The 19,361-nt window shown below is 46.1% G+C and carries 16 protein-coding genes and 1 other annotated feature (1 of these 17 cut by a window edge); of the genes, 5 read left to right on the top strand and 11 right to left on the bottom strand.

The genetic code is table 11. The annotated features are described in order from the left end of the window. Positions 1-35 (bottom strand) — a binding site (T-box leader) (it extends 233 nt beyond the left edge of the window). Positions 36-170: 135 nt separating this feature from the next. Further along, positions 171-3,194 carry a transglycosylase domain-containing protein gene (locus HFE01_RS09185; RefSeq protein WP_107733354.1) on the top strand — a complete coding sequence of 1,008 codons (3,024 nt, stop codon included), beginning with the start codon at positions 171-173 and terminating at the stop codon, positions 3,192-3,194. 123 nt (positions 3,195-3,317) lie between these two features. Here the strand turns inward: HFE01_RS09185 and acsA are convergent, their stop codons facing one another. Next, positions 3,318-5,033 carry an acetate--CoA ligase gene (acsA, locus tag HFE01_RS09190; protein WP_016822377.1) on the bottom strand — a complete coding sequence of 572 codons (1,716 nt, stop codon included), beginning with the start codon at positions 5,031-5,033 and terminating at the stop codon, positions 3,318-3,320. Between the two features lie 246 nt (positions 5,034-5,279). Here acsA and HFE01_RS09195 point away from each other — a divergent pair, with 246 nt between their 5' ends. Then, positions 5,280-5,912: a GNAT family N-acetyltransferase gene (locus HFE01_RS09195; RefSeq protein ID WP_016822378.1), complete on the top strand. Its 633-nt coding sequence runs from the start codon at positions 5,280-5,282 to the stop codon at positions 5,910-5,912. A 13-nt stretch (positions 5,913-5,925) separates the two neighbouring features. Here HFE01_RS09195 and HFE01_RS09200 read toward each other — a convergent pair whose 3' ends face one another. The 4 genes from HFE01_RS09200 to HFE01_RS09215 all read right to left on the bottom strand — a co-directional run bounded on the left by HFE01_RS09200 (position 5,926) and on the right by HFE01_RS09215 (position 8,742). Next, a complete protein-coding gene (locus tag HFE01_RS09200; protein WP_016822379.1) occupies positions 5,926-6,624 on the bottom strand; it encodes a 5'-methylthioadenosine/adenosylhomocysteine nucleosidase in 699 nt (232 codons plus the stop codon). Between the two features lie 113 nt (positions 6,625-6,737). After that, complete coding sequence (gene ccpA / locus HFE01_RS09205) at positions 6,738-7,745, bottom strand: catabolite control protein A (protein WP_013371881.1); 1,008 nt, start codon at positions 7,743-7,745, stop codon at positions 6,738-6,740. 107 nt (positions 7,746-7,852) lie between these two features. Further along, entirely contained in the window at positions 7,853-8,194 is a 342-nt protein-coding gene (gene ytxJ, locus HFE01_RS09210) for a bacillithiol system redox-active protein YtxJ (RefSeq protein ID WP_016822380.1), read from the bottom strand. Positions 8,195-8,295: 101 nt separating this feature from the next. Next, the gene (locus HFE01_RS09215; protein ID WP_016822381.1) at positions 8,296-8,742 is read right to left on the bottom strand and encodes a hypothetical protein; all 447 of its coding nucleotides are present in this window, start codon (positions 8,740-8,742) and stop codon (positions 8,296-8,298) included. Between the two features lie 337 nt (positions 8,743-9,079). Here HFE01_RS09215 and HFE01_RS09220 point away from each other — a divergent pair, with 337 nt between their 5' ends. Next, a complete protein-coding gene (locus tag HFE01_RS09220; protein WP_107733353.1) occupies positions 9,080-9,616 on the top strand; it encodes a type 1 glutamine amidotransferase domain-containing protein in 537 nt (178 codons plus the stop codon). 139 nt (positions 9,617-9,755) lie between these two features. Here the strand turns inward: HFE01_RS09220 and ptsP are convergent, their stop codons facing one another. The 4 genes from ptsP to aroA form a co-directional block, all read right to left on the bottom strand. After that, on the bottom strand, positions 9,756-11,501 hold the full coding sequence (ptsP, locus tag HFE01_RS09225) for a phosphoenolpyruvate--protein phosphotransferase (protein WP_107733352.1): 1,746 nt from the start codon (positions 11,499-11,501) through the stop codon (positions 9,756-9,758). After that, entirely contained in the window at positions 11,498-13,381 is a 1,884-nt protein-coding gene (locus HFE01_RS09230) for a glucose PTS transporter subunit IIA (protein ID WP_013371886.1), read from the bottom strand. The genes ptsP and HFE01_RS09230 overlap by 4 nt, the downstream gene beginning before the upstream one ends. A 299-nt stretch (positions 13,382-13,680) precedes the next feature. Further along, on the bottom strand, positions 13,681-14,115 hold the full coding sequence (locus tag HFE01_RS09235) for a CoA-binding protein (protein WP_107733351.1): 435 nt from the start codon (positions 14,113-14,115) through the stop codon (positions 13,681-13,683). A 33-nt stretch (positions 14,116-14,148) separates the two neighbouring features. Beyond that, on the bottom strand, positions 14,149-15,441 hold the full coding sequence (aroA, locus tag HFE01_RS09240) for a 3-phosphoshikimate 1-carboxyvinyltransferase (protein ID WP_107733350.1): 1,293 nt from the start codon (positions 15,439-15,441) through the stop codon (positions 14,149-14,151). Between the two features lie 268 nt (positions 15,442-15,709). Between aroA and HFE01_RS09245 the strand changes: the two genes are divergently transcribed. Beyond that, positions 15,710-16,015, top strand: coding sequence for a rhodanese-like domain-containing protein (locus HFE01_RS09245; RefSeq protein ID WP_013371889.1), 306 nt, complete (start codon positions 15,710-15,712; stop codon positions 16,013-16,015). A gap of 243 nt (positions 16,016-16,258) precedes the next feature. On the opposite strand, the gene gndA is transcribed toward HFE01_RS09245, so the two are convergent. Next, positions 16,259-17,665: an NADP-dependent phosphogluconate dehydrogenase gene (gene gndA / locus HFE01_RS09250; RefSeq protein WP_013371891.1), complete on the bottom strand. Its 1,407-nt coding sequence runs from the start codon at positions 17,663-17,665 to the stop codon at positions 16,259-16,261. A 173-nt stretch (positions 17,666-17,838) separates the two neighbouring features. After that, on the bottom strand, positions 17,839-18,438 hold the full coding sequence (locus HFE01_RS09255) for a hypothetical protein (protein ID WP_167437955.1): 600 nt from the start codon (positions 18,436-18,438) through the stop codon (positions 17,839-17,841). A 279-nt stretch (positions 18,439-18,717) separates the two neighbouring features. Here HFE01_RS09255 and HFE01_RS09265 point away from each other — a divergent pair, with 279 nt between their 5' ends. Then, positions 18,718-19,350, top strand: a complete 633-nt coding sequence (locus tag HFE01_RS09265; protein WP_016822389.1) for a YktB family protein — start codon at positions 18,718-18,720, stop codon at positions 19,348-19,350. The last annotated feature ends 11 nt before the right edge of the window (positions 19,351-19,361 follow it).

Genomic DNA, 19,361 nt, shown 5'->3' on the forward strand with positions numbered 1-19,361 from the left:
TTCCGCCTTCTACTGAAGTCTTTCTCCGCTTTTCACGATATTTACTTTGACCTATTTATAACACACTGTTTTTATGTAGTCAACGACACCAAAAGACAGGCTTTTTAGCATATGGGTTCATTTTGTAATTTTATGCTATAATAATGGCTGTTATAAAGGAGGAAGACTTAATGGTTGAAGAAAAAAACAATGTATCAGAGCCTAAGCCTTCCCGCTTACGGAGAACCATGCGAAGGCTCGGCCGTGTCATAAAGTGGGTCGTCATCATCGGTTTTATGGGGGCACTATTCGCAGGGGGAACCGCCGCTGGCTATGTTGCTTCTATTGTAAAAAACGAGCCCGTGCGTTCCAGATCTACGATTCTACAGGAAGTGGATAAGAATGCAATTACAGGCTTCGCTTATTTCAATGATGGCTCTCCCATCGGGCAGCTTCGGACCGAGGAAGATCGAAGACCTGTTACGTTTAAGGAGATTCCTCAACTCGTCATTGACGCAGTTATTGCCATTGAAGATAATCATTTTTACGAGCATAAAGGTGTCGATTTGTCGGGAACGCTGCGTGCTGTGAAGCAAAAGGCACTACATGAATCCGTACAAACTGGAGGGAGTACGCTTACCCAGCAGCTTGCACGTCGTGTCTTTTTAAATCTTGATCGTACGGATGACCGCAAGGTCAAAGAAATTTTGCTATCTCTGCGCCTTGAGCGCTTCCTGAGCAAGCAACAAATAATTACAGCCTATCTCAATAAGGTACCTTTCGGTAACGGATCAAGCGGTTACAACGTCTTTGGTATTAAAGCAGCAGCCAAAGGTATTTTTAATGAAAATGATTTGGGCAAGCTTAATGTAGCCCAAGCTGCCTATCTGGCAGGTCTGCCGCAACTCCCTTCTTCTTATTCTGCTTACAACGGTAAAGGTGAGTTTAATGAAGCCGGCTTTAAAAGAGCGATTAACCGCCAGCACCTGGTGCTCAGCCGAATGCTGGAGGAGAACAAAATCAATACAGCACAATATGATGAAGCGATGGCTTTTGATATCAAAAAATCTCTAGCACCACGCACTGTTAAGGCTTATAACACCTATCCATATCTTATGATGGAAACAGAGCGGCAAGCTGCTCAGGCACTCATGTCTGTCACCAATCCGAGTCAAGCAGCTAATGCCAGTGCAGATACCAAAACCAAGGATGATAACGACATGCTCAAAGAAGCTGAACAGCAGCTTCGTACAGGCGGTTATATGGTATATACCACCATTGATAAGAGCGTGTACAAATCCATGCGTCAAATTGCAGAAAATAAGGACAACTTCTCTGCTACAAGTAAAACCAAGGGTGACGAGCAAGCGGCGGCCATTCTGATTCAGCATAAAACCGGCGCCATTCTCGGTATGATGGAAGGTCGGGACTTCCAAAAAGAGCAAATGAACTATGCTACCCAGATGGTACGCCAGCCGGGTTCAGCCATGAAACCGATTGCTGCTTATCTGCCTGCTTTGGACAGCGGTCTTGTACAGCCTGGCACGATTGTGGATGATGCTCCTATTATTTTGAAAGATGGCAGTAATGGATATCACATCCCGAAAAATGCCAACAACCGCTACCAAGGATTAGTCACAGCGCGTTATGCACTGAATCAATCGCTAAATACGATAGCACTCAAGCTGTTTAACGAAAAGGTAGGGATCAATAAGGCTTGGGCTTTTGCTAAAAAACTGGGTATTACCACCTTGGAGCCAAGTGATAACAACGCCCAAACTGGTGTACTCGGCGGCTTGGCCCACGGGGTAACCGTTGAGGAACTAACCAATGCATATGGAGCCATCCCAAATGGCGGTGTGTTTAATGATGCCTACATGATCGAAAAGATCGTGGATTCGCAAGGCAATATTGTATACAAGCATCAGCCTAATCCTGTACAGGCCTTCACACCACAAACCGCCTACCTGATGACAGATATGTTACGTACAGCCGTATCGGAAGGCACAGGCAGACTGGTGAAGCGTAACTTTAATCAATCCGGCAAGATTCCGATCGCCGGCAAGACAGGTACTACGCAATCCTACACCGATGTGTGGTTTGAGGGTTTTACGCCTGACGTGACGCTGGGAGTGTGGGTTGGTTACAAGCAACCTGTCAATAAGCTTGAAACGAAAGCACAAAAAGAGCGGGCTCGTCGTCTATGGGCTCTAATCATGAATGAAGTAACGGCTAAAGATTCTCAGTTATTCCAAACGGACAGTTTCAAGAGACCTGACGGTATTGTAAGCCGGACAGCGTCCGCCTATGGTTCAGATATTTATAACAGTAAATATTTACCCAAAAACAGTGAAAATGGTGTTACCCGTGCGAAATACATTACCTATCAGGGTGTAAATTACATTCCACGTGATGGTACGCCAGATGATATGTTGTATGAACGGACCGTTAGAAAACGGGAAAAGCCAATCTCAGAATTGATTAAAGAGCTTCAGCAAGCCTTTAGAGTGATGAGACGGCATAATTCGTTGTCCTACTATCTGCCTCAAGATGCAGATAAAGAAGCACCTACTCAGATTGATCCACGCAAGGACGATGGGGCAGCTCCTAACGCTCCATCTAGCGTCAGCGTAAGCTATAGTGATGGCAAAGCCATAATTAGCTTTAGCCCAAGCGGAAACAGTGATGTTGTAGGTTACCGTCTATATCGTTCTACAGATGGAGGAAGCTTCCAACGGCTTGGTAAGGTTGTCATGGCTGATGGCTCCAAGGTATTCTCTGATAGCCCTGGTGGAAGCAGCGCAAGTTACTATGTGACCGCCGTTGATGTGGGAGGACATGAATCTGGGCCAAGTACCCAAGCAAGTGCAGCGCCTGTAGTGCCACCTGCAGATTCTGAGTCACCAGATATTCCGGGCGAGGGAGATGGAACAGGTGCACAGCCTACAGAAGTTCCTACTGCTCCTGGGCAGCCCCAAGCTAAAGCTGCAGGCACGTCCGTAGTCCTCCAATGGAGTGCAGGAAAGCCTGCGGACGCTATAACAGCCTATAACGTATATTACAGTGAAAGCGGTGCGGAGCCTTTTAAAAACATAGGCTCTACCGCAAACACCAGCTTTGAGTATAAACCAGGCCGCAAGCCCAAAGGCTGGTTCCGTGTTACTTCCATGAATACCATGGGGGAATCAGCTCCTTCTGGAGCCGTTCGTCCATAGTTCAAAACAAAAACAAGAAGCGATAGTTTGGGTGAGATGCATGAGTTCACCCTAATAAAAAAGGGAGTCTCCATAGCTATAATAGCTATGGAGACTCCCTTTTTGGTGCAAACATGCATCAATTCAATCCTCAATAGTAGACAAGTCACCTGTAGGAAGGTTAAGCTCCCAAGCTTTCAGCACACGTCTCATAATTTTGCCGGAACGGGTTTTGGGTAACCTTTCCTTAAATTCAATTTCACGCGGAGCAGCATGAGCAGACAGCCCTTCCTTGACGAAGCGGTAAATGTCCTGTTGTAACGCTTCCGACGCGGTATAGCCATCACGCAGGGCGACAAAAGCTTTAATGATCTCTCCTCGTACAGTATCTGGTTTGCCAATGACTCCTGCTTCCGCTACGGCAGGATGCTCCAGAAGCTTGCTCTCCACCTCAAAAGGACCGATGCGCTCTCCAGAGGAGTTAATAACATCATCAATTCTTCCCTGAAACCAGAAATATCCGTCCTCATCCATGTAAGCTGAATCACCGGATACATACCAACCGGAAAAGCGGAAATATTCCTGAAACTTATTGGGATTGTTCCATATGCGGCTCATCATGGATGGCCATGGTGTACGAATCGCCAAATGTCCCATCCTATTAGGAGGCAACACCTGGCCTCTGTCGTCCAAAATAGCAGCCTGAATACCTGGAAGTGGCTTTCCCATCGAACCCGGCTTAATCGGCAGCTCTGGGTAATTACAGATCAACTGTCCTCCTGTTTCCGTCATCCACCAAGTATCATGAATACGCTGTGTGTATACTTGCCAACCCCATCTCACTACCTCGGGATTCAGTGGCTCCCCAACGGATAATACATGCCGCAAGCTGCTTAGATCATAATTGGCAACTACCTGCTCCCCTGCGCTCATCAACATCCGAAACGCCGTAGGAGCACTATACCAAATAGTCACTTCGTGACGTTCAATCGTACGGTACCAATCCTCTGGGCTGAAACGTCCTCCACGGATGACATTCGTGGCTCCATTTAGCCAAGGAGCAAAAATACCATATGATGTTCCCGTAACCCAACCAGGGTCCGCAGTACACCAATACACATCATCTTCCCGCAGATCCAGTACCACTTTCCCCGTATAGTAATGCTGAATCATTGCATTTTGCACATGATACACGCCTTTGGGCTTGCCCGTTGAGCCTGACGTATAGTGAATAATTAATCCATCTTCACGCCCCAGCCATTCGGGCTCAAGATCTTCTGAGGACGTGAGCATTTCCGTTTCGAAATCAATAATTCCCTGCTCCCGTTCGTCCATATCACCAACCACAAAAATATGACGCAACGCAGGAAGCTCCTCACGTTTCACCCGTGAAAGAAGCGCAGGTGTGGTTACTAGTGCCACCGCCCCGCTATCCTCCAAGCGATCTTTAACCGCCGTTTCCATAAACGCCTCAAATAGTGGACCGACAACAGCCCCTACCTTTAAAACCCCAAGCATGCTAATGACCAGTTCAGGTGAACGGGGCATGAATATAAACACCCGCTCCCCTTTACCAATACCGTATTTGCGCAGCACATTTCCGAACCTGTTGGAGCTGGCACGGAGCTGAGAAAAAGTGTAGGTTTCATGACGGTTTGCGTCGCAATACAAAAGTGCTGCTTTCTCTCCCCGGCCTTCCTCTACATGTCGATCAATCGCCTCATGTGCCATATTCACTTTGCCTGTTTCATACCACGTAAAATGACGTTCTACATCTTCCCACTGAAAGTTGTTGTAAGCTTGTTCATAAGGGCCCATGTTGGATGTGGGAACTACAGCCTGGAGTTCTTCAATCTTCATGCGTTCAGCCTCCTCACAATGGAATAATGAGAATTACACAGAACAAAATAGCGCTTACAAAATTAATGATGCAAATCAAGTCTTTTGATTTGTGGTTTGATTTAAAGCATTTAATTGTGAACAATTCGTGTCTAAATCAGTATATCATAGGTGAGGATGTGACGACCATCCTTTTCATTTATTTGTTTTTTTGTTATAAGTAGGGGATATGAAGAGGTACTGATGGCAAACAAGGAGGTCGCACCCATGCAGCATTTAAAATTGTACCACTTGGACACACTGGATCATAACGGACAAACCATCCATGTAGAAGGACCGGTATCCGCTGATCGATTGCGTTCATTTCAAATGCATACGCAACTGGACGCCTTTCGTAAACCAAAGGAGCAATTCGACGCGCTGGTGGAAATTTCAGAACTGCCTGAAGGCAGAATCATCATTGCCCATGATGGAGAAACCCTTCTGGGATATGTCACTTTTCACTATCCAGACGAGATGGAACGCTGGTCGGAAGCTGGCATGAAGGATTTACTGGAACTCGGAGCTGTCGAGGTAGCCGATGACTATCGCGGACTGGGCCTGGGTAGCCGAATGATTCGGATTGCCTTTGAAGACGGACAGCTCGAATCCTATATTATTTTTACAACCGAATATTACTGGCACTGGGATTTAAAAGGCAGCGGTCTTTCCGTATGGGAATACCGCCGCATGATGGAACGTCTGATGAAAACCGTAAATATGGTATGGTACGCCACGGATGATCCTGAAATATGCTCACACCCTGCGAACTGTCTGATGGTACGAATGGGAGATGATGTGCCCCTCGAATCACGAGAACAGTTTGACCGTATCCGGTTTGTTCGAAGATTCATGTATTAAAAATATTACACTCTTATCCCAAATGCTTGAGCATGAACTCCACAATACGGTGCGAACGATGTGAGGCTTCTACCGTAAACTCAGCATAATTCACGTGAGCCGATCCATCAGCCTTATCTGACATAGATCGTAGGACAACATAAGGCACAGCGTTCATATGAGCTGTCTGAGCCACTGCGGCGCCTTCCATCTCGGTACAAGCACCGTCCATTTCTTGATGCAATGCTGTCACTATCTCACGATTTGCGACAAATTGATCGCCGGAAAGTACTTTCCCGACAATGTATCGATCGCCAAACGATTTGCAGGCTTGTTCAGCCAGACGGACAAGCTCGGGATCGGCCGCGAACTCTGAGGTGTCCTGATAAGGAATGACCCCTCTGGCATAACCCAAAGGCGTTACATCCATGTCATGCTGCATACATGTTGATGAGATGACAATGTCTCCAATGTTTAAATCCGGGTGTACCGCCCCTGCCACTCCCGTGAATATAATTTGTTCGACGCCAAAATGATCAATCAAGATTTGTGTTGTTACCGCAGCATTGACTTTGCCTACACCGGACTTGCAGACGACTACCCTTTGCCCGTGAATCATTCCGGTAGTGTATGTGATTCCCGTCTTGGTCGTCTTGCTTGCCTCGGTCATCGCCGAGAGCAGCAATTCAATTTCTTCATCCATCGCACCCATTAATCCATAAAGTCGGCTCATTACGCATCCCTCGTTTCTTAGTTTGATGATGATGTCACAAGAAGCTATGTATCTACGAAAAAAGCTCCGTCAAAGGAGCTTTCATCGAAGGTGTATCCTATTCGGCACTGTGCCTAGTCTAAATAATTAACTGATAACCGCAAAATAGTCTCGTGCGGCAAAATAACGCGAGAGTTCTCCACGTTTTCCTTCTTCATCAGCTTGGTCAGCAAACGCATGGCTACCGCACCCAAATCGTACATTGGTTGTGCGACGGTTGTCAGCTGAGGACGAACCATGGAGGCCATACGAATGTTGTCAACACTGATTACCGAAAAATCATCAGGGACTTTCAATCCCTCATCCTGAATACTATGAATCGCACCAATTGCCATTTCATCCGTAGCGGCAAAAATAGCACTTGGTTTCTTCTTCAGACCGAGGAAGTATTTCATGGCTTCAACACCGGATTCATAGCGGTAGTTCCCGATTCTCACGAGATCCTCCTGATAATCAATTCCAGCTGTTTCCAATGCTCTCTTGTAACCTTGGAAACGTGCATAGCCGTTTGCAGGGTCTTGAAGCGTACCACTGATCATTGCGATTTGACGGTGTCCATGGCGGATCAACGTGTTAACTGCATCAAAAGCAGCGGCTTCATGGTCAATATCTACTGAAGGATAGCTACCTTTTTCATCACTCGTTGCACATAGAACAATAGGAACTGCAGCTGTATGGAAGGCCTGAATATGCTCGTCCGTTACTGTGCCGCCCATGAACAGCAGTCCATCCACTTGCTTTTCAAGTAATGTGTTGATAACACGGATCTCTTTTTCTTTACGTTTGTCGGCATTACATAAAATGATGTTATAGTGATACATATTTGCAATATCCTCAATACCGCGTGCAATTTCTGCAAAAATTGAGTTCGATATATCCGGAATAACCACGCCAACAGTCGTTGTCTTCTTGCTGGCCAGACCTCTAGCTACCGCATTCGGGCGATATCCCAATTGTTCAATCGCTTCGTACACCTTCTTGCGGGTCTGAGGTTTTACATTAGGATTATTGTTAACTACGCGGGACACCGTGGCCATTGAGACACCAGCTTCGCGAGCTACATCATAGATCGTTACCGTCACATTCCTTCTCTCCATTGCCAATAAATTTTCAACCGAATCCTAGATCAACTAATTAGAACCATGATACGACAAAATACTACTTTATGCAACGACAGCACTCATTCTATCTATGTGAGATGATCGTGAAGCGCACGGGCTGTAATATTCGAATGGGATGTATGCCAGACAGCCTCCCCGTCCTTGATTAAAATGGCCTGCGGCGATTCATGTTTCACCTGAAGCTTGTCCGCAGCCGCATTGGACACCGGCCGATCTTCTACTACATAAATGATACCGTATTCAATATTTTCGTCGGGAGCACCTTCCAAATAAGACTCCACTTCCTGATATGCACCTGCACTTATCGGACAACGTGTACTGTGCTTAAAGAGGAGTAACGGCTTGTCTGATGACGCTTCCAGAGCCGTATTTAATTGTTGAATAGTAGTCATTTTCGTCATCGTCGCCATTGGATATACATTCCTTTCTGTGTCTTGTCGTATGGCCTATTCTCATCGTAACAAAAAGAACATGTAAAATCCAATGGTGACCATGAAAATTTTCATATTTTTTAGTTTTTCGTATTCGTAAACACCGATTTACTGGTAAAACCGGATAATTGAACCAATCTTTTCTCTACATCATTCATCCAATCTTCATCTCCTAGGCTTCTCGCATAGCGATAAAGATCCAGTAAGAGATTAATTCGAAGCTCCATTCGCTCCTCCAAAGCGGATTGCCAATCCACATTGGGATTATCCGCTTCCTCCAGTACAAGCTTACGAATAATTTCTGCCAGTTCATTGTTGCGTGCAAAAGATATTCGCCGGGGTGCAGGTTTGCTCCCTAGACTTTGTAATAGTTCCTTAATGTCCTTCGTCACATGCTGCAAAACCTCACTGGAAAAGCATGACGGACATGAGAATACAGGGACATGCAAAATTTCAACCTTACTCGCATATATTACCTTTCGCAATTCCAGCCCCATCGGTTCACCACATTGGCATTGCTTATGCATTTTACCACCTCATTACGTAGGATCAAACTTATATGAGGATCTCATCAGAATCCAGATATATCTATTTACTAGTCTATAAAATATTTGTTAACTCAATAAAATCTATCATACCTTTTTTTATTTCGACTTTGTGGCCTCAAATCCTTCCACAGATTGCAGCAATGAACAAATTACCAAAGCTTTGGGGGGCAAAAAATGACGACGATTGTTGTTAAAGAGCGACTCCTAACCCGAGAATCTGCGGAGGAATGGACTTCGGGCGTACTTTTTCTTAAGATGTAAAAGTACAGATTACAAAACAAAGGTGTCATCATGTGACGCACGAAAGGATGGTTGGATGTCAAGACTTACCGGAAAAAAGGTAATTGCCCTGGTAGATGAGGAATTCGAGGATCTGGAATTATGGTACCCGGTGTATCGCGTTCGTGAAGAAGGCGCGGAAGTACATTTAGCCGGTGCTGAAAAGGGTAAAAAGTATATTGGAAAATACGGCGTACCTGCTGAAGCAGAATATGCCTTTGCAGAACTGAATAGCAGCGATTATGACGGAATTCTCGTTCCTGGCGGATGGGCGCCCGATAAACTGCGCCGCTATCCCAAGGTCATTCAACTCGTACAGGAATTTCATGCCGCACATAAACCCATCGGACAAATCTGCCATGCAGGCTGGGTACTGATTTCTGCAAAAATATTGGATGGTGTTACGGTCACCTCCACACCAGGTATTCGTGATGATATGGAAAATGCAGGAGCCATCTGGAAGGATGAAGCTGTGGTGACAGACGGACATATTGTATCCGCTCGTCGACCGCCTGATCTTCCCCCTTACGGAAAAGCGTTCTGCGATGTATTAGCTAATAGCGCTCAGAAATAAGATATCCAGTCCGCACATTCAGGACTTGAGTAACCCTTATCTATAGCTATATCGAAAAAGCACCTTCAAAACCACTTTATTCATGGTTTTGAAGGTGCTTTTTTGTACGAGCCAAGCTAAGCTTTCAGATTTTAAAGCATTACTGCCGCCCAGGTCCGGCCGGGGTGCAGCTGATATTAGCTGCAGTCAGCTTGTCTTCGATCGCTGCACCAGTAGACATGCCAAAGCAAGCACGAGCAACTGTCATCGCCTCAGATGCGGTCGTATTCAGCACACGATGCTTGACCCGCAATAAAGATTGGGGGGACATACTGAGCTGATGTATTCCTAGTTCCAGCCAAAGTGGAACGGATCGTTCATCTCCAGCCATCTCACCGCAGACACTCACATCAATTCCGGCTTGATGTGCCGCCTGTGCAGTCATGCGCAGCATTCGAAGTACAGCCGGGTGGTATGGATGGTACATATGCGCAATCTGCTCATTCATACGGTCCACAGCCAGCACATACTGAACTAGATCATTTGTTCCGATACTAAAAAAATCGGTTTCAGCTGCTAATAGATCCGCGATCATCGCCGCAGCCGGAACCTCAATCATAATTCCTCGCTGTATTTTGGGATTATAGGCAAGCCCTCTTGCATCCAGATCCGCCATAGCCTCCTTTAAAAGAACATCTGCCTGACGGACTTCCTCCACAGATGAGATCATCGGGTACATGACCTTGATATTCCCCGTTGCACTGGCTCGCAAAATTGCAGTCAATTGAGTTTTAAACATTTCCTTCCAATCCAAACTAATCCGTATAGCACGATAACCTAGAAAAGGATTTTCTTCCTCTGGGAGTTCAAGATAATCCAACGGCTTGTCGCCGCCGATATCCAATGTACGGATGACTACGGAGTGATTGCCTGCCTTTTCCGCTATTAGCCGATATACTTCATACTGTTCCTCTTCATCAGGAGCAGATTTGCGATCCATATATAAAAATTCCGTGCGGAACAGCCCCACACCCTGGGCTCCATGCTTCAAAGCGGCCTCCAGCTCTTTAACGGAGCTAATATTGGCCGCCAGCCTCAGCGTGGTTCCATCCTTGGTCACAGCTTCTACCGAAGCGAGTACCTGAAGCTGCTCTTTTCTGCGTCGCTGCTCGGCACGCAAAACGATATAGTGGTCTGTTACTGATTTTTCCGGATTTACATACACCCTGCCCAGGTCTCCGTCCACAACCATCATATCTCCGGTTTGAACGGGCAAATTCAAATTGCTCTCCAATCCTGAAACGAGTGGGATACCAAGCGCACGGGCCATAATCGCGGAATGCGATGTTTTACCACCATTCATAGTCACAATCCCCAACACGTAGCTGGGATTCAGGTGTGCCGATTGGGATGGCGAAAGCTCCTTGGCTACCAGAATATAGGGCTGTGTGTCGTTGGGAAGAGTCACTTCCGGTGCGCCCAGCAAATGCTTGAGCAGTCGGTTCCCCACATCCTTAATGTCGATTGCCCGCTCCTTCATATATTCATCATCCAGCAAATCAAACATGGTCACAAAATGATCAATAGCTTCCTTCACAGCCACCTCGGCCGCCTTATACTGACGCTGAATAATTCCGCTAATTTCATTCATGAATTCCGGATCTTCCAATATCGCAAGATGAGCATCAAAAATGCTGGATTCCTCCGGTCCCACCATCTCTCGAAACTCATCCTTAATAAACTGGATTTCACTTTTGGATGTACGTATCCCTTCATACAATCGTTCAAATTCCTTCGCTAGATCTACCGTATCCATTTTTTGATCTGGTAAATCCCATTCCCAGCTCGGCAGGACAAATGCCTTCCCGATGGCCACACCTGCTGCGGCGCCGATGCCTTCTATCATGTTTCTACCCCTCCAACATTCCTGTCATGCAGCACAACGGACATTACCGAGGCCTGACCTTTTTTCACTGTTTTAAACGGAGCAAAGCTCCACGACTTGACGCGATCCGGATTCGTGATGACCATAGGAGTCACCAGCGATGGAGCTTGCTCTCGTAGCGCCTGCAAATCAAATTTGATCAGCAATTGCCCCGGTTCCACCGTATCGCCTGCTTCTACCATAGCAGTAAAATTCCCTTTTAGCTGTGAAGTATCAATCCCGATGTGAAGCAGAACCTCAAGTCCTTCTCGTGTGGAGATGCCTAAAGCGTGCATGGTCGGATACAAATGCATCACAGTACCATACACCGGAGACACAAGTTCACCGCGTTCAGGAACAAAAGCAACACCGTCCCCAACCAGCTTCGTTGCAAAAATTTTGTCAGGCACTTCATGAATCGGTAGCATTTTTCCATGTACAGGAGCATTGAACAAAATTTGAGGAAGATCACGTTCCATCAACTTCGCAATTTCCTCACGGATCAGTTCTGAATATGTTCCAAATACGACTTGTAAATTACCCCCGCCCAGATTAATAAGCCCGGCTGATCCCAAAGCCTTCATTGCTCCGGTATCAATCAGCCTGTCATTGTGAACGGTCAGCCGTAAACGGGTAATGCAGGCCTCTACCTGCACAATATTCTCCTTCCCACCGAGTGCTTCCAAAATAAGCGGAGCACTGTAAGGAATATTACCGGCCCAATCCTCCAGAACTGAGCCTTCCTCGCGACCAGGGGTTGGAATACGGAACCGACGGATCGCCCATCGAAATAGTACATAATACACAAGTCCATATGCCACTCCAACTGGAATTAGTAACCAGGCGTTATGTGACAGATGGAAGTTAAGGACATAATCTATAAAGCCCGCCGAATATGAAAAGCCATGATGAATGTCCAACTCAAAGGTAAGCCACATGGCCAGACCGGACATAACCGCATGAACGAGGAACAAATAAGGAGCAGCAAACAAAAAGGCAAACTCAATCTGTTCCGACACTCCGGTAAAAAAGCATACCAATGCAGCCGTCAGAAACGTTTTCTGCACCTTTGGCTTCAAATCTTCACGAGCTTCCTGAATGATCGCTAACGCAATCGCAGGGATCGCAAACATCATAATGGGAAACAACCCGGACATGAAATAGCCCGCTGTCGGATCGCCAGCAAAAAAACGGGGCAAATCCCCCTGCACAACGTTGCCAGACGGCGTTTTATATGTACCCAGTTGAAACCAAAATATATTATTAAGCAGATGATGAAGACCAAAAGCTGCCAATAATCGGTATAGAATACCGTAAATAAGCAGTCCAAAACCGCCCAAGCTCGATTCCAGGCCTACTATAAATTCCAGGCCTCGCTGGATCAGCGGAGCAATAATCAACATAAGACCTGCAAATACAGCAGAGAACAGGCCAATAAGCAGCAGAACAAATCGGGTTCCCCCAAAAAACTGAAGCACTTCGGGCAACTTAATACTTTTGAAGCGATTATAAGCCAACCCTGAAATAATCCCCAAAATGATACCAATGAGCGTCGCTGGCTGAATGAGTCCGTTTCCAAATCTCAATGTGACCTGATCATATATAGCCATACCAGCCAATGCAGCCAGTCCCGCCTGACCTGCTTGATTCGACATACCCAGTGCAACACCCACCGCAAACAAATACGGCAAAAAATAAAAAATCCCGTGTCCCGCCGCATTTGCCATATCAGACACCATAGGAAATCCCCACGTGGCCCAAGGAAGGCTGCCGAGACTTAGCAATATTGCAGCTGCTGGTAGCACCATCGTCGGGAGCATGACAGCACGACCAAGCTGTTGTAAGGATCCGAGCCAATTCATGGCATTCCTCTCCCTTCTATCCCTGATGGTAAGCCGAATAAATACTTTTGTCAAAGCAATGGTTCCGTCAGCCAAAAATATTTATTTACGCTTTTACAGGTCATATAACTTATTACTCAGCGATAACCCTATGAATTTAACTAGACCCTATCATATTCCAAGCATACATACATTATATGGATTCCTGAAAGTATAATATACTGTATCATAGTTCTGATTTCACACCAAAAACCTTCAACCCTATGAAATAAGGGAAGAAGGTTTTTTTCATGCTCATATAGCATGATTCAGCGATGTGATTATCCTTTACGTACAGCTTGGGTCACTGAATCCTCCACCTTAATGCAACGATCCATAATAACCGTCATTCCATGCTCCTGCGCAATGTCAGCGGCTTCCTGGCTTATAATTCCCTGTTGCAGCCACAATATCTTAGCTCCAATAGCAGTTGCTTCACGCGCAACCTCTGCGCAGTATTCGCTACGCCGGAATACATTAACCAATTCAACGGGCTCTGGTACTTCAGCAAGACTGGCATAGCAAGTCTCTCCAAGAATCGTTTGTCCTGCGGCCGCAGGATTTACCGGAATAATCCGGTATCCCCGCTGTTGCATAGCATAAGAAACCATGTAAGAGGTGCGGTCTGATTTATCAGACAAACCAACAACCGCAATATTGCCTACTTGTTCCAAAATATTCTTAATCTCTTCTCTGGACGGATTTTCAAAAGCCATTTTTTCTCCTCCTGTCTGCATCTTAACTTACCTTTATTTTACCCATTCTACAGAAGCACCAAGCGTCGTCAGATGGTCGAAATACTGTGGATACGATTTGGCGACATGATGCGCATCCTTGATCACTAGCGGCTTCTGCGCACGCAAACCTACAACCGTCAATGCCATAATGACACGGTGATCAAAATGCGCGTTGATTTCCACACCACCTTCGACACCCTCCGGTCTACCATGCACAATGATTTCCGCTTGACGTTCTTCTACCCGAGCTCCAGCCTTGCTCAATTCATTCAAATAATCGGTAATACGGTCACATTCCTTATACCGTAAATTTTCCACGTTATAGAAACGGGACGTACCTTCGGCAAATACAGCCGCAGCTACCATGGCAAGCACAGCGTCTGTCGCAGCATCACCGTCAAACTCGATGGCTTTCAATCGACCGTTCCCCTTTACGACAACGGTATCGTTCTCATGTGTCAGTGGCACTTCCATCATACGCAGCACGTCTACAATAGCACGTTCTCCCTGTTTGCTCTGTTCTTTAAGACGATGGATGGTTACATCGGAATTCGTTACTGCAGCCGCCGCCAGCACCGCAGCACTCCCTGGATAATCCCCCTGTACAGTATACGTACGTGGCTGATAGGATTGCCGACCCGGTACGCGGAAAGACATGTAGTCATCACTTGCATGAATGGTAATACCAGCCTCTTGCAATACCTCCAGCGTCTGCCCAATGACCACTTTGGATTTCAAATCATGCAGCACTTCAATTTCACTATCTTCCTCCAGTAGAGGTGTAAGGAACAACAGAGCGCTTAAATACTGTGAGCTAACCGAACCGGACACTTGGATTTTACCGCCCTTCGCCTGACCACCCTGAATACGTATTGGCAACTTGCCTTCACGATGATCTACTCTAACCCCCAGTTGGCCCAGTGCATCAATTAGATCATCATGGGGTCTTTTCCCCAAGGAGTCGGGATATGTATTCACAAATGTAACATCCGGACATAGGGACACAATTCCCATCAAAAAACGGAGCACCGCTCCTGCATTGCCCACGTTCAGTTCCTTCACAGCTTGAGGATGGCTACCAAAACCTGTAATCACGATTTTTTCATCATCCTCTTCCAGCACTGCTCCCAGATCGGTGATACAACGACGCATAGCATCACTGTCTTCACTATGAGCTGGATAGTAAATAGTACTTTGCCCATCAGCAAGTGCAGCTGTAAGCAGATAACGAGTAGTGTAGTTTTTGGAGGACAAAGCCCCAATCTCTCCTTGCAGGGAAGGGGTAGGTCTAACGATAACATCCATATTATACATGCTCCTTTTCGATTCAAACCATCCTAGTTTACGTTAATTATACAAGTTGTAACGTTCATTTCTCCACCTAAAAAATAAGGAATATTCATCTAGGTCTGTCGAGGTTTAGCAACCTGGTTGACCAATCTTTATTTGATTTTTAGATTTAGGCTAATTGACAGCTTAGAGATCGCTTCGCTATCATACATAGAGAGTGTGACGTTTCTCACACGTCAACAATACAAATAGTACCCATTTACATTAGAAAAGAGGTCCAGCCATGACGCAAATCGCTCTGATTGAACCTTCTGAGCTTCGCGCACGCCTGCAAGCAGGAGAGCAATTGCAATTGATCGACGTCCGTGAAGCGGAAGAAGTAGCGGAAGGTATGATTGAAGGTGCCAAGCACATTCCGCTCGGACAGATTCCGGGCCGCCTTGAGGAAATTGAACGCACCGGTGAAATCATCTTTATTTGCCGGAGCGGTTATCGCAGTGAACGTGCCTGCGAATATTTGCAGCAGTTAGGTTACGAGGGTTGCACCAATATGACTGGTGGCATGCTGCAATGGTCACAGGAGCAGTAAAACAGCTAGTCTATAAAAGAGACGGGAATCTTCCGTCTCTTTTATTTAAACTCAAAGCTTAGACGCGGTAAAGCATTAAAATATCATACTTCTATCATACCATAGCGTCAAAAGATTACACAATCCTTTAGCGAATTCAACATTGTATCTAAAATACCAAATCAAAAACGGAAGCTTTTTCTACCCAGCGGGCAAAAAAGCTTCCGTTGTGTTACATACTGCATTCTTACATTCGTCAGTTCATTAGAACCATTGATGATGGAATACGCCTTCTTTGTCCACGCGCTTGAACGTGTGTGCACCAAAGTAGTCACGTTGCGCTTGCAGCAGGTTTGCTGGCAAACGCTCCGTGCGATAGCTGTCATAGTAAGCAAGCGCGCTGGAGAAGCCAGGCACTGGAATACCTTGAGATACAGCCACGGAAATCACTTGACGCCATGCATCTTGATACGTTTCTACTACATTTTTGAAATAAGAGTCCAGCAATAGGTTTTTCAGAGCAGGATCACGGTCATACGCATCCTTGATGTTTTGCAGGAATTGCGAACGGATAATGCAACCACCGCGGAAGATCATTGCAATTTTTCCGTATTTCAAATCCCAATCATATTCATCGGAAGCTGCACGCATTTGAGCGAAACCTTGAGCATAAGACACAATTTTACTTGCGAACAGGGCTTTACGTACGCTTTCGATAAATTCTTTTTTGTCGCCGCTGAAGGATTCAGCTTTAGGACCGCTCAGCACTTTGCTTGCCGCAATACGCTCATCTTTCATAGCAGACAAGAAACGGGAGAATACGGACTCGGTAATCATGGACAATGGCACACCCAGATCCAGCGCGCTTTGGCTTGTCCATTTACCAGTACCTTTTTGACCTGCAGCATCCAAGATCACATCTACCATAGGCTTGCCTGTTTCAGCATCATACTGGGAGAAGATGTCAGCTGTAATTTCGATCAGATAGCTGTCCAGTTCACCTTTATTCCATTCTGTAAAGATTTCATGAAGTTCTTCCGCACTCACATTCAGGACTGATTTCAGCAAGTGATATGCTTCACCAATCAATTGCATGTCGCCGTACTCGATACCATTATGCACCATTTTTACATAGTGACCAGCACCGTCGGGACCGATATATGTACAGCATGGGTCGCCGTCCACTTTTGCAGAGATTGCAGTCAGAATCGGCTCTACGAGTTTGTAGGCACTTTCTTGTCCACCCGGCATAATGGCAGGACCATTCAAGGCACCTTCTTCACCACCGGATACGCCTGTACCAATAAAGCGAAGTCCTTTTTCCTCCAGCTCCTTGCTGCGGCGCTGTGTATCAGGGAAGTAGGCATTGCCTCCGTCTATAATAATGTCGCCCTTGTCCAGATGAGGCACAAGCTGTTCAATCGTGGCATCTGTAGCTTTACCAGCTTGAACCATGATCAGGATTTTACGGGGTGATTCCAGTGAGTTCACAAATTCTTCAATGGAGAAAGTACCCGTCAGTTTCTTACCTTCTGCTTCTTTGATAAGATCGTGCGTTTTTTCTGGAGAGCGGTTAAAAACCGAAACGGTGAAGCCTCTGCTCTCAATATTAAGGGCCAAGTTTTTACCCATTACCGCCAGGCCGATCACACCAATTTGCTGTTTTGCCATCTGGTTCCTCATCCTTTGCAACATATTTTGTATTCTATATCGCCGCTTTACCGCATTACACTTTATGTGAATCGGAACACGTGCACTTCTATTTTAACGTTTTTAGTGTCAGAAGTGAACCCCTGTCTAATCACAGATCAAAACACCCCATTTGCATGAGGTGTTCCGATGTACTACGCTTCCATCATCAGCAGTTGGTGAGATAGCGTTTGCAGGCGTTTGTGGCAATTCTCGATTTTAATCGTATCTTCCTCGGTCATGGCTGTGAACAGTTTCTCCAATTCATCGTCCACTTCCATTTTGAGCAGCAGCAGCCGGGTTTCCCCTTCATTGGAAGCGTACATATCTTCCATTTCCTGAGCGGACAGCACGGGTCCTTTCTGATAAATAACACGCTGCTTAAAGCCAGTAACCTCGACCAGACGAATGACCTCGCCGAACAAAATATTTTCTACCAAGATATGATGATCCTTGACTCTTTTGACAATGGCATGACCTCGAGTACTTCCAATTAGCTTCTCCAACCACTCAGCCAGCTTGGCATCGCGGATTACATAATTTCCAGCCAGCTTATAGTGTCCTGTGCGCAATTGTTGAAAACGGAGCTTCACCAGCTTGCGCCCGGTTCTCACCGACAAAACCAGATACGACTCATCCTCGCTCCAGTACAGCGAATACCCTTCCGATATCAAATCCTTGATCAGATTATGGATATGCCGACGGCTAAACCGGAGCTCTAGATTGCAATATTCTACCTCACAGCCCTTGTTCACGGCATTCCCTCCTTTTTCAAGTCCGATTCAAGAAGTCCGGCTACAGCAAGCCTGCGGCTTTCCCGCTTGATCTTCCCTTGCTCTATTTTATACTTCATTTTATGTAAGGGTACTTGGTTATTTGACCTATTTTTATGAGTAACAGCGCACAATCCTACTTTTGCCTTATGTGCTTGTACCGAGCCTGGTCTAAAGACGGTCAAGCCCGCTGACATTATGCTATAATCGGACATAATACGCCACACGATATGGCTTAGCCTAGTTACAGGAGGAATAGGAATGACATTTAGTGGATTTACTGCAAAGGACTTTGATGTTTTTGAGATACCAGGATTGGAACCTCGCATGGAGGTGCTGATTCAGCAGGTTCGGCCCAAGTTGGAGGCGATTGGTGAGGAGATAGCCCCCTTCCTGACGGACTTATGCGGGGAGCCTATGCACGTTCACGTTGCCAAGCATGCACGACGCAAGGTCAATCCCCCGATCGATACATGGGTAGCCTGGGCGGCAAATAAACGCGGGTATAAGGCGTTGCCGCATTTTGAGGTAGGTATGTTCGCTTCCCATATATTCGTCATATTCGCAGTCATTTATGAAAGTCCGAATAAAATCACATTTGCCCAGGCGCTTGAAACCAACCTGAGCGATGTGCGATCTAACATACCAGGTCACTTTTACTGGTCCATGGATCATATGGCTCCACAAGGTACAGAACAGCAACAAATGGACACTGAAGAGTTTCAAACCATCATTAACAAGCTGCAGCAGGTGAAAAAAGCCGAGGTCATGTGCGGGCTCCGCATTGATCGTAATGATCCTCTCGCTAGTGACGGAGCTGCGCTACTGCAGACAGTGCGTTCCACTTTTGAGCATTTGCTGCCACTGTACCGGATGTCTTTTCCAAAGGAATAGCTTCAGAATAA

It is taken from the genome of Paenibacillus sp. EKM10P, from assembly GCF_011800655.1.
Classification (GTDB): Bacteria; Bacillota; Bacilli; order Paenibacillales; family Paenibacillaceae; genus Paenibacillus; species Paenibacillus polymyxa.